This is a genomic window from Wolbachia endosymbiont of Drosophila bocki (genome assembly GCF_028982005.1).
Taxonomy (GTDB): Bacteria; Pseudomonadota; Alphaproteobacteria; order Rickettsiales; family Anaplasmataceae; genus Wolbachia; species Wolbachia pipientis.
Map to the genome: position 1 here is coordinate 1 of NZ_JAPQLG010000079.1, position 11,577 is coordinate 11,577.

An 11,577-nucleotide genomic window follows, 5' to 3' on the forward strand; every position below is an offset into this window, starting at 1 on the left:
TTAAATGGCTATTTTATAATGAATTTTGTCAGCAGCCACCAGATTTTTTCAGTTCCTATGCAACAAAGCCATCCCAGTGTCACGCACTGGGATGACAAGAAGAGGGTACCTGGATAAGAGGCATTGCCCTCCTGGTAGGCCCAAATTGCAATGTCCGTACAGTTATGGATTCATTCGCGGTATAGATTCCGCTAATGAGTAGCGGAATGACGAATTTGTTGTTTTTCAAATTGTAGGCAAACCTAAGCCACTTTAGCTATATATAATAGAATTTCGCTTTCTACTATCTTTCCAGTTGTTTTATACATAATTCTCGAATTTTGAAAATTTGCTCCATATCTAACTTCTCACTTGTATAAAATTTGTTTTCTTACTTCGAGACCTAATCTACCACAACTTTTATATGGCGTTTCTTTCCTGCAGATAATTTTATAAATGGCTGATCTTTAAAGCTTTCGAAATTTATTACATGATCAATATTGTTTACAACATTATCATTAATCTTGCATCCGTTGCCCTGTATTAAACGCTTTGCAGCGCCTTTTGAAGGTTCAAAACCGGTGTCATGTAGTAGGTCTACTAAGGATGTGCCGCTTGCAACTTGTTCTTTTTTTATGATGTAATCAGGAAGTAGTGAGCTATCTTCATTCTCAAAAGCAGAAATTGCAGCAAATTGTGCAAGTTCCGCTTCTTTGTCACCATGACATATTTTTGTCACTTCTGTTGCCAAGACCTTTTTTGCTTCATTTATTTCTTGATCCTTTAAAGACTCTAATTTTCTAATCTCATCAATTGGCACATCAGTGAGCAATCTTAAAAAACGTCCAACATCTTGATCATCAACGTTGCGAAAATATTGCCAGTAGTCGTAAGGCTTGAGCATATTATCATCAAGCCACACTGCTCCACTTTCAGTTTTGCCCATTTTTTTTCCTTGTGCATTTAATAAAAGAGGCATGGTAAGGCCAAATAGCTCAGGTAAATTCAACTTTTTTCCAAGTTCAATTCCGTTTACCATATTTCCCCACTGGTCTGACCCTCCAATCTGCAGACGACAATCATATTTTTTGTTTAATTCAATAAAGTCGTAAGCTTGCAATAGCATGTAATTAAATTCCAGAAAGCTTAAGGTTTGCTCTCTATCCAGCCTGGTTTTCACACTATCAAAACTTAGCATACGATTTACAGAAAAATAAGCTCCTATATCACGCAAAAAATCTATGTATTTTATGTTATCCAACCAATCTGCGTTATTTACTATCATTGCACCAGTCTTGCTGTCATTAAAAGACACCATTTTCTCTAATATTCTCCTTATACTGGATGTATTTTGATTGATGTTCTCTACAGGCAAGATGCTTCTTGCTTTATCTTTGAAGGATGGGTCACCAATTTTTGTTGTGCCACCTCCAAGTAAGACTATCGGCTTATAACCAAATTTTTGTAGGTGACAGAGCATCATAATCTGAATTAGGTGACCAGCATGAAGACTTGGTGCTGTGCAATCAAACCCAATGTATGCAACTATATAATTGCTCTGCAATAATAATTGATCTAGTCCTTCAATGTTTGTACATTGGTATAGGTACCCTCTTTCTTGGATGAAATTTAAAAATTCAGATGCGTGTTTCATTTTATAAACCCCAGTCTGTCCTGTCATTAATGCCGAAGGTAACCCTAATAGAGAAGCCAGTGCCCAGACACTGGAACTTAATTATAAACAAGCACACTATACAACGTTTTCGATGAAATTGCATGAAAAACTGGATTCCAGTGTCAGCTACTTTCATGACACCACTACCTGTGCAGGAGTTGCCTCCAAAATTACAACGTTTGTGCAATTGTGTACCAGCTATCTGGATAATCAATTCCATAACTCTTCTATTTTATAATACTCCCTTACTTCCGGCCTGAATATGTGAACCATTATGCCTTGAAAATTCAAAACCACCCAATTGCCTTCATCCATACCTTCTACATCTATTTTATCATGTGGCTTGAGGCTTTTTATTACGTGCTCAGCTAAAGCTTTAACGTGACGGCTTGAATCACCAGATGCAATAATCATATATTTTGCAATAACGGTTTTATTCTGCACATCAAAAGTTACTATATCATGACCTTTATTTTGATCTATTATCTCTTCAATTGTACTTCTTATCGATTTCATATCGCTAAGCATTGTTTACAGGTTATATGATTCATTTATAATTATATACTCAAAATTTCTAAATATGAACTATTTTCAACGCAACTACTTGTTAAAGGTATTACCTGCATCTATTTTATCATCATGTTTTTAGCATGTACAATGTATATACTTTTTATATAATTGAAAATAGCTTTTTACTAGTATTCATTATGGGCAAGACTCTCATCTACTTAATCGGCTTTCCAGGCAGTGGTAAGTTTACTACTGCAAAGGAACTGTGTAAAATCATTGGTGCAGTAATAGTAAGCAACAATCTATTCAATAATATTATATTTGATATTGTTAAATTACAAAACGCTGAAGTTCCAGATGACCTATGGGAAAAAATTTTTGCAGTTAGGGAAAATGTATTAGCAATACTGGAAAAACACTACGTAAAATCAAAACATTATATATTTACAAATGAATTGATAGAGGGTGATCCCTATGACCAAAGATTATATAACTCAGTGGTAAATTTAAGTAAAAAAATGGACATGGAAATTTTTTCTGTAGTATTACATTGTAATAATGAAAAGCTAGTAAGACGTGTCCAATCAGAAGAGAGATATCAGGAAAATAAAATTACTGATCCGGATTTTGCTATAAAGAAAATTGAAGGGAAAAGGCTATTTATACCTGAGGGTTCGCTTGAAATTGATAACTCGAACTTGAGTGCAAAGGAAGTTGCAAAGAAAATTGTTGAAGAGATGAAGAAAGAAAAAAATGGAAAATTAATTAAAACTTCTGTAACAAATCATTTAAAAACAGAGCGTACTCGTGGTTGAGCAGAAAGATAAGTACCGTCCTTGTGTTGGCATAATGCTATTTAACAGACAAGGACATGCCTTTATTGGAAAACGCTTTGATAGCGATTCTTACTGGCAGATGCCACAAGGAGGTGTTGATGATGGTGAGGAACTGGAACAAGCAGCGTTACGTGAGTTGCTAGAGGAGGTTGGTACTAATAAAGTAAAGGTTATAACTAAAAGCAAGGATTGGATATACTACAACTTGCCTGAAGAAGTTATACCAATATGCTGGAATGGAAAATATTCTGGTCAAAAGCAAAGGTGGTTCTTAATGAAGTTTTGCGGAGAGGATGAGGACATTGATATTAATTATACTGGTCATCCAGAGTTCAAAGAGTGGCGTTGGCAAGGTATAGATAGTTTAGTAGCCAGTGCTATATCATTTAAAAAAGAAGTTTATAAAACAGTGATAGAAGAGTTTTCTTCTATAATAAAAGCCTCAACAATAAGCTCATGATAGTAGATTCTCATTGCCACTTGATTTATTTTTCTGACGATGAAATACCAAAAGTAATTTCAAGGGCAGAGCAAAATGGTGTAAAGGTTTTGCATAACATATGCGTAAGCATTGACGATGTTCCTAAGTTATTGAAAATTTCTTCATCCTATGATCAGGTCTACTCCTCTGTTGGTATACATCCGCTTGATGTTGCTATAGAAAACGGTGAGTGTATACATGTTGATGAATTAGTTGAATTTACCAAGAACCAAAAGGTAATTAGTATCGGTGAAACCGGGTTAGATTTTTATAAATCTGACAACAAAGACAATCAGAAAAAAAGTTTTGCATTACATATAGAAGCGTCAAGAATAACTGGACTACCTTTAGTTATTCACACAAGAAGCGCTGATAATGAGATGATCGATATGTTAAGGTCAGAAATGAAAGCCGGTGCTTTTAGTGGAGTAATGCACTGCTTTGCTTCCTCTAAAGAACTTGCTTATCAATCTATAGATCTGGGGTTATATATTTCATTTTCTGGAATTATTACTTTTAAAAATGCGAGCTTACTCAGAGAAATTGCACAAAATGTACCACGCGAGCGTGTTTTAGTCGAAACTGATGCACCATATCTATCACCTCAGCCTTATAGGGGAAAAAAGAATGAACCAGCAATGGTGAAATACGTTGCTGATTGTTTGGCAGAGTTGTGGAATGAGTCACCAGAACAAGTAGCGAAGGTAACCACAAGCAACTTTTTTAGGCTGTTTGAGCTATAAAGAAGCTCTATAAAACCATTAATTTGCTTATGAACCTAAAGATTTCACCAGCTCTCTCACCGAGTTTACAGACTTATTAAACATTTCTTGTTCACTATCATTCATTTTAACTTCTAGGATCTTTTCAATTCCGTTTTTTCCAATAATTACAGGAACACCAATAAACAAATCTTCTACACCATATTCACCATTAAGGTAAGCAGCACACGGTAATATGCGCCTCTTATCTTTTAAATATGATTCTAACATGCATATAGCTGAAGATGCAGGAGCGTAGTATGCAGATCCAGACTTAAGCAGATCAACTATTTCTTTACCGCCATTGCGAGTGCGTTCAACTATTTCATCGACTTTTTTCTGTGTGATAAGACCCATATCGATAATTTGAGTAAGTGGAATTCCAGCAACTGAAGCACAATTGATTAGTGGTACCATAGTGTCGCCATGTCCTCCAAGCACAAAAGCAGATATATCTTCAACTGAGATATTTAACTCACTTGCAAGAAAGTAACGAAAACGGGAAGAATCAAGCACTCCTGCCATGCCAACAATCATATTAGTTGGAAGGTTTGAAAATTTATGCACCACTGAAACCATGGCATCCAAAGGGTTGGTAACCACTATTACAAACGCGTTTGGAGAATATTTTTTAATATTTTCGCCAACCTCCTTCATTACTTTAGCATTGGTTTGCAGGAGGTCATCCCTGCTCATTCCAGGTTTTCTAGCGATGCCAGCGGTTATTATAATTGCATCGGAGTTTTTTATATCTTCATACCTATTTGTGCCAGTAATATTGACATTAAATCCATCAATAGGGGATGATTCTGCTATGTCGAGTGCTTTACCTTGTGGTATTCCATCACTAATATCAAGTAAAACAACATCACCGAGTTCCCTTAGTGCAATCATATGGGTGAGAGTTCCACCGATATTTCCTGCACCGATTAAAGATATTTTTTTTCTTTGTACTGTCATTTTCTACTCCTTTGTATTTACTTTTATGGTTTTACCTTCCCAAGGCGATAAGCTATCAAACATACGAAAATCTTGCGGTAAATCTATAGGATTATACACAACCTTTTTTGTCTCTATATCATATCTTACTTCCTCATAACCAGTGAGAGGGAAATCTTTTAACATTGGATGACCTTTGAATCCATAGTCTGTTAGAATCCTACGCAAATCAGGGTGATCAGAAAACTCTATTCCATACATATCAAACACTTCACACTCAAACCACAAAGCCGTACTAAATATCTTCGCTACACTTGGAGGCATGTCGCTTTCACATAACTGAAGCTTTATGTGTACTCTAATATTATGCACAATGCTGAGCAGATTGTATATTAGCTCGAAGCGCTTCTCTCTATTTGGATAGTCAACCCCAAAAATATCAACTAATAGTTCAAACCTACACTTTTCATCATCACGTAGAAAGAATAGGTGCTTTTCAATTTCATCTAAAGTTGAATATATTACAATAATGCCATCATCTTTTTGAATGCACTCGCATTTGGTCTTTTTTTGTATATACTTTGCAGTTTTATCCATTCCGAGTCCGTTTTATTTTGTTTTGTAGGCATAGCATTCCATATAGCAACGCCTCAGCGGTTGGTGGGCATCCAGGGACATACACGTCAACTGGCACAATTCTATCACAGCCTCGGACTACTGAATAAGAGTAATGGTAATAACCACCACCATTTGCACAACTTCCCATGGAAATAACATACTTCGGGTCTGCCATTTGATCATAAACCTTGCGCAATGCTGCTGCCATTTTATTAGTTAGTGTGCCAGCAACAATCATCACATCTGATTGACGTGGGCTTGCACGAAACATTATACCATATCTATCAAGATCATAACGGCTGGATGCAGTATGCATCATCTCAACTGCGCAACATGCAAGACCAAATGTCATTGGCCACAATGAACCAGACCTTGCCCAATTCATTACATAATCTGTTAAATCACCAAATTTAGTGACAAGAAACCCTTCTTTTTTATAACGAGCCCAGTCATCATTAGATAGAATTTGATTTGTCATAAACTACTCCCACTCTAATGCACCTTTACACCATTCATAGATAAAACCTATAGTGAGTATTGCAAGAAATACCATCATAGACCAAAATCCACCATAGCTTATCTTAGATAAAGAAACAGCCCAAGGAAAAAGAAAAGCAATTTCTAAGTCAAATATTATAAATAATATTGAAACTAGATAAAATTTAATGTCAAAATTTTTTCTTGCACTGGATAGTGGATTGAAGCCACACTCATATGTGGAAAGCTTTTCACCATCTGGCTTACTCACTGCAAGAAACATAGGCAATATAACTAAAGCAAAAGATACTACAATTGATACGCAGATAAAGATTACTATGGTTAAATATTCGCTCATTTAACAAAACATATAACACTATGAGTTTACATGCTTTCCTAACTTTTTACCACCTAAAATATGCACGTGAAAGTGTGGTACAACCTGCTCTCCATTTTCACCGTAGTTAGTGACTAATCTATATCCTGTTTTTTCTAGATTATATTTGTGTGCTATCTCTCTTACAGTTTTGAAGAAATCCGCTATTTCCTCTTCAGGAGCTTTTAGAATGAAATCATCACATGAAATATATTGATTTTTTGGTATAACTAAAATATGAACTGGTGCGTCAGGGTACTTATCATGAAAAGCTAGTACATTTTCATTTTCATGTACCTTCTCACAAGGTAACTCACCTCTTAATATTTGAGCAAAGACGTTATCGCTATCATAAACTTCATTGCTCATATTTTAAGAGCGACCTTTCCCTCTTTCTTCGTTTTTCTCTACATTAGGTGTAGATAGTGGTTTCATCGCTTCACCAGAAACATCTTCAAGATTTAAAGAGCTTACAAGTTCCCTTACTTTTACCATGTCCTGCTGTTCTTTCAAAAAGGGTTCTATTCCACTCACCCTTTTTCCAGTAATAACTCCTGGTTGTAAGTGATACATATCCCCAGGAACAGTGAGACTATGATGTCTTTCCTCTATTTTTTTAGCTTCACTCATAATACTCCCCTATAACTTATTTTTACATTCCACAACTTTGCGACTTACCTGGCTTTATAGCTTCTTGCGCCCATTTTTTCTCACCTGAAGCTATAGTTACTGAAGGCTGACCAGCCTTTAGTAACCCTTCGCTATTTGTAAGTCCTGCAGGTTTCGTAGCTTCTGATGACTGCTTTTGATTATCATATTCCTTATACAATTTTTCCGCAGTACCATACAGCAATTTTAAGTCTGTGTGAACTTTAAATTCTCCACCAGTAATTTTTGCTAGATCTTTAAGGTTACCGTCAACTTTTTGTTTAATTTCTTCAATAGCAAGCTTCTTTATCTCCTCTGGACTCTTTCCTTTGTTTTTAGAGTCAGTTTTAATGTCTTCAATTATTTTCTTAACATCAACTTCAATTACAATTTTATTTTCTTCTCTATGTACAGTGATGTTTGAATACTCACTTTTTAGTGCTTTTATTTTATTCAATTGTTCATCATCCAAATAAGGTATATCTCCCGTCAGAGTTCTTGACACTAAAAAACTTACCTTTCCTATCCCTTTCTTTTGCTCTGTTATTTGTACACCAAGATCCTTACTAGCCTGTGTGGTTTCTGCAGGTGGATCATATTCCCTTTCTTCTTCAGGTACATCTATACCAACAGCTTTCTTTAACGAAACTGTAGCATCATGTTTCATTTCACCCGTTGAAGCAAACGGCTTCTTTATAGGGTAAATAAGTGCTTTAGGCACAAGAGCAAACACCCGACCTGCAGCTTCTACACCTGTTTTAACTGCTCCGCCTATCTTAGCCCAAATAGATTCTGCCATACATACCTCCAAGGTAGTTTCCATAACTAAATACATTTTAATTATAGACGAAAAAATTTAAACTTCTATATCCATTATAAGATAGAATTATAGGGATTGCAACCATTATTTGCACATTGTCTAAAACATGTAGTATTTTCGCTACTTTTATTGTTCAATTTATTATAAAAAATACTCTAAATTATGTTTAAATGGAACACAAATAATATCATTGATGCAACTGGCGGAAGAGACGTAAATGGTTGTAATTGGATACATAGCTCAAATATTTCAACGGACACAAGAAGCATAAAAAAAGGTGATTTATTTATTGCCCTCAAGGGAAAGAATTTTGATGGCCATAATTTTTTGCATGAAGCGTTTTTAAAAGGGGCTGTCGCTGCAATAGTGAGTGAGGGTAAATATAAAAGTTTCCCTCTCATGGTTGTACAAGATACCCTGAAAGCTTTGCACGATATGGCATCATACTACATTAGAAATGTTCTTATTGATGCTAAAGTTATTGCAGTTACAGGCAGTGTCGGGAAAACCACTACAAAGGATATGCTGCATACTGTTTTATCGCAATATGGGGTGTCCCATGCAAACGAAGGTAACTTAAATAATAATATAGGATTGCCTTTGACAATTCTGAAAGCTCCAAAAAACTGCCAGTACTTAATTCTTGAAATGGGAATGAATAAAGCTGGTGAAATAAAAGAATTATCAAAAATTAGTAATCCGAATATTGCAGTTATTACCAACATCGAACCTGCACATACTGAAAATTTTTCATCACTATTTGACGTTGCACAAGCGAAGTTAGAAATTCTGTATGGTATGAAAAATAACGGTACTTTGGTTTTAAGCAGAGATAATAAATATTATGATTATCTCTCATCACACGCCAATAGAAATGTAATAAGCTTCGGTAAAGATAAAAATGCTGAAGTTTGTTTACTAAACTTAATAAGAAACGATGAATCTTCTGTCATTTCAGCACTATCTTCTGTCATCCCAGTGCTTGACTACTTGGATCCAGGAAGTTCAATTGCAAATGAGCATATCAGACGGTTGTATAATAAAGACTGGATTCCAGCGTCACGCGCTGGAATGACATCAAACCGAGTTGCTAATAGATTAAGTTTAAAAATCAGGCTGAGTGATAATCAAATTATAAACTGTAATTTACGTGTACAAGGTGAGCATTTTGCTTATTCGCTACTTGCTGTTGCAGCAGTTGTGCAAGGCCTCGGACTTGATTTATCAAAATTACCACTTGCACTTAAGAATTTTAGTGTAGCGAAAGGTAGAGGCAATATTCATAAGGTCAAATACAATAGAAAATATATACATTTAATTGATGACTCCTATAACGCCAGCCCTGCTTCGATGAAAACTGCGATAAAAACTTTGAGTACATATTCTAATCAGAGAAAAGTAGCTTTGCTTGGTGATATGTTGGAACTTGGTGATGAAAGCATAGAGTTTCATACAGATTTGGTTAAGATTATCACAGAAAATAATATAGATAAAGTTTATACAGTTGGTAAATTTATGTTAGAATTGCATGAGCTTTTGCCAGATAATATAAGAGGCACGCATTTTAATGATTCTAATCAATTGAAAAGTGATTTAGCTAACATTATTCAGAATAATGACGCAATTCTAGTTAAAGGCTCACGAGGAATGAAAATGGATCTTATTGTACGAGAATTCGTAATAAAATATTAAGCGGAATCATTGTATTAATTTGCAGTAACAAATTATTAGGAACTTTAATTGTGACAAAACGTGTAATTATTTTTGGTGGAACGGGGTTTATAGGGAAACACATCGTAAGACGCTTGGCAGCAGAAGGATATTTAATAAAGATATTCACTCGTAATCAGGAAAAAGCTGCTTGTTTAAAATTGTGTGGCAATTTAGGACAAATATCAATATTTAAAGGCGATTTTTTTGATGAAAAATCAGTTCTGGATGGTATAGAAGAATGTGATGTAGCTATAAACTTAGTGGGAATATTATATGAAGCAAAAAAGCACGATTTTTACGCTGTTCACGTTAAAATAGCTGAAAGGATAGCAAAAGCTGCAAAAATGAAAAATGTACCTATGGTGATACATTTTTCTGCTATGGGAATAGAAAATAGCAAGTTGTCAAAATATTCCAAAAGTAAATTGGAAGGTGAAAAAGCTGTAACTTCAGCATTTCAAAAAGCAATAATAATTAGGCCAAGCCTTGTATTTGGTAAAGAAGACAACTTCTTTAATAAATTTGCAAGATTAGCAACTATTCTTCCTTTCTTACCACTAATTGGCAATGGAACAACTAAATTTCAGCCAATATGTGTAACAGACTTAGCTGAAGTGGTATATCGTATTATCAGTTTTAATAAGCAAGACAAGAAAATTTATAACATGGGTGGACCAAAGGTTTACTCTTTCAAAAGCTTATTGAAGTTTATTCTGAATGTTACTAACAGAAAGTGTTTGTTGATCAATGTATCTTTTCCAATGGCAAAGTTAATAGCTTTCTTTTTAGAAAATAAAATTATTTCTATGCTGTTAAAACCAATAACCAGAGATACGAACCCTATGCTTACTCAAGATCAGGTGAAAGTTATGATGAATAGTTCAATCGAAAAGTCAGTTGACCTTGAAACAATGAAGGTTCGACCATTAGCAATTGAAAATGTGGTGCCAGAGTACTTGAAGATTTATAGAAAATATTGATAAAAGAGTGTGCCCGGTGGGATTCGAACCTACGACCCACAGCTTAGAAGGCTGTTGCTCTATCCAGCTGAGCTACGGGCACACAACATATATAAAATGCTTCTTAGTACAAGTGAAGTCAAGTACTTCGTGTGAATATGATGTTTATCTTGCGACACCTTGTCATTGCAGTTGTGTGTCGCGCGCTGCCAAAATTGGATGCGAGAAGTCTATTTATTTTAGAAAATATTATATAGAAACTTACTTAACAAACTCCGCCAGCGCCCTTATCATGGCACTAAGAGTATTTCTGACTCAAAACTTGTTTTTGATCCGCGCGGGCTCAACAACAAAATCCAGTAAAAAAACTCAGGTGTTTATTAGCGGATTATATAAAATTATAGCGGCTGCATGTCTTTTAAATTTTTTCTACATTCAGCCAAATCGCGCTTAAACTAAGCGTCAGCACATTATTACAGCGCCAATTTAAAGCATTAGAGAGTCAAAACTCGCACTACGGGGTTTCTTTGCCTTTTTTTTTATTTGGTAAGTTTCTTAAATATTTATGGATAAACGACAACCGTCATCCCGTTACTTGTTAGCGGATGAGATACCGTGACGGTATGACGGTTCGCGGCGGGATGACAAGAAAGGAGCAACAGAATGACAGAGAGTAATGCAAGAAAATAATTGGATTTTTTGTAATGCTACGGAGTGGCTTTGTTGCATCGCTCTTCGGATAGTAGGTAACGTACAATAAATTCATGAAGCTATCTCAAACTTAG

The 11,577-nt window shown here is 35.3% G+C and carries 15 protein-coding genes and 1 tRNA gene; 5 read left to right on the top strand and 11 right to left on the bottom strand.

Features of this window, described 5'->3' with window-relative positions; all coding sequences use genetic code 11:
* Positions 1–382 precede the first annotated feature (382 nt).
* From tyrS to rsfS, 3 genes are read right to left on the bottom strand one after another with little or no spacing between them, the layout of a single operon-like run.
* Positions 383–1,633 (bottom strand): tyrosine--tRNA ligase, encoded by a 1,251-nt coding sequence (gene tyrS / locus OZD61_RS01510; RefSeq protein WP_274979593.1) that lies wholly within the window; start codon positions 1,631–1,633, stop codon positions 383–385.
* A gap of 1 nt (position 1,634) precedes the next feature.
* Complete coding sequence (locus OZD61_RS01515; RefSeq protein ID WP_274979594.1) at positions 1,635–1,874, bottom strand: hypothetical protein; 240 nt, start codon at positions 1,872–1,874, stop codon at positions 1,635–1,637.
* Positions 1,865–2,182: a ribosome silencing factor gene (gene rsfS, locus OZD61_RS01520; RefSeq protein WP_015589391.1), complete on the bottom strand. Its 318-nt coding sequence runs from the start codon at positions 2,180–2,182 to the stop codon at positions 1,865–1,867. The genes OZD61_RS01515 and rsfS overlap by 10 nt, the downstream gene beginning before the upstream one ends.
* Before the next feature lie 179 nt (positions 2,183–2,361).
* Here rsfS and OZD61_RS01525 point away from each other — a divergent pair, with 179 nt between their 5' ends.
* The 3 genes from OZD61_RS01525 to OZD61_RS01535 are packed head-to-tail and all read left to right on the top strand — an operon-like array spanning position 2,362 to position 4,224.
* Positions 2,362–2,979 carry an AAA family ATPase gene (locus OZD61_RS01525; RefSeq protein ID WP_022626414.1) on the top strand — a complete coding sequence of 206 codons (618 nt, stop codon included), beginning with the start codon at positions 2,362–2,364 and terminating at the stop codon, positions 2,977–2,979.
* Positions 2,972–3,460, top strand: a complete 489-nt coding sequence (locus OZD61_RS01530; protein WP_006279569.1) for an RNA pyrophosphohydrolase — start codon at positions 2,972–2,974, stop codon at positions 3,458–3,460. The genes OZD61_RS01525 and OZD61_RS01530 overlap by 8 nt, the downstream gene beginning before the upstream one ends.
* The gene (locus OZD61_RS01535; protein WP_274979595.1) at positions 3,457–4,224 is read left to right on the top strand and encodes a TatD family hydrolase; all 768 of its coding nucleotides are present in this window, start codon (positions 3,457–3,459) and stop codon (positions 4,222–4,224) included. Before OZD61_RS01530 ends, OZD61_RS01535 begins: the two co-directional genes overlap by 4 nt.
* Before the next feature lie 27 nt (positions 4,225–4,251).
* Here OZD61_RS01535 and mdh read toward each other — a convergent pair whose 3' ends face one another.
* Genes mdh through OZD61_RS01570 form a run of 7 tightly spaced genes read right to left on the bottom strand, consistent with a single transcriptional unit; the run spans position 4,252 to position 8,099 of the window.
* Positions 4,252–5,202, bottom strand: a complete 951-nt coding sequence (gene mdh / locus OZD61_RS01540; RefSeq protein ID WP_253303333.1) for a malate dehydrogenase — start codon at positions 5,200–5,202, stop codon at positions 4,252–4,254.
* Between the two features lie 3 nt (positions 5,203–5,205).
* Entirely contained in the window at positions 5,206–5,778 is a 573-nt protein-coding gene (locus OZD61_RS01545) for an NADH-quinone oxidoreductase subunit C (RefSeq protein WP_274979596.1), read from the bottom strand.
* Positions 5,771–6,277: a NuoB/complex I 20 kDa subunit family protein gene (locus OZD61_RS01550; protein ID WP_274979597.1), complete on the bottom strand. Its 507-nt coding sequence runs from the start codon at positions 6,275–6,277 to the stop codon at positions 5,771–5,773. The genes OZD61_RS01545 and OZD61_RS01550 overlap by 8 nt, the downstream gene beginning before the upstream one ends.
* Positions 6,278–6,280: 3 nt before the next feature.
* On the bottom strand, positions 6,281–6,634 hold the full coding sequence (locus OZD61_RS01555) for an NADH-quinone oxidoreductase subunit A (protein WP_274979598.1): 354 nt from the start codon (positions 6,632–6,634) through the stop codon (positions 6,281–6,283).
* 18 nt (positions 6,635–6,652) lie between these two features.
* Positions 6,653–7,021, bottom strand: a complete 369-nt coding sequence (locus OZD61_RS01560) for an HIT domain-containing protein (protein ID WP_274979599.1) — start codon at positions 7,019–7,021, stop codon at positions 6,653–6,655.
* A 3-nt stretch (positions 7,022–7,024) separates the two neighbouring features.
* Complete coding sequence (locus OZD61_RS01565) at positions 7,025–7,282, bottom strand: hypothetical protein (protein ID WP_274979600.1); 258 nt, start codon at positions 7,280–7,282, stop codon at positions 7,025–7,027.
* 22 nt (positions 7,283–7,304) lie between these two features.
* Positions 7,305–8,099 (bottom strand): hypothetical protein, encoded by a 795-nt coding sequence (locus OZD61_RS01570; protein ID WP_274979601.1) that lies wholly within the window; start codon positions 8,097–8,099, stop codon positions 7,305–7,307.
* A 183-nt stretch (positions 8,100–8,282) separates the two neighbouring features.
* Between OZD61_RS01570 and OZD61_RS01575 the strand changes: the two genes are divergently transcribed.
* Complete coding sequence (locus tag OZD61_RS01575) at positions 8,283–9,812, top strand: UDP-N-acetylmuramoyl-tripeptide--D-alanyl-D-alanine ligase (RefSeq protein ID WP_274979602.1); 1,530 nt, start codon at positions 8,283–8,285, stop codon at positions 9,810–9,812.
* A 50-nt stretch (positions 9,813–9,862) separates the two neighbouring features.
* Positions 9,863–10,813 (top strand): complex I NDUFA9 subunit family protein, encoded by a 951-nt coding sequence (locus OZD61_RS01580; protein ID WP_274979603.1) that lies wholly within the window; start codon positions 9,863–9,865, stop codon positions 10,811–10,813.
* A gap of 8 nt (positions 10,814–10,821) precedes the next feature.
* On the opposite strand, the gene OZD61_RS01585 is transcribed toward OZD61_RS01580, so the two are convergent.
* Positions 10,822–10,895, bottom strand: a tRNA-Arg gene (locus tag OZD61_RS01585).
* Between the last annotated feature and the right edge of the window lie 682 nt (positions 10,896–11,577).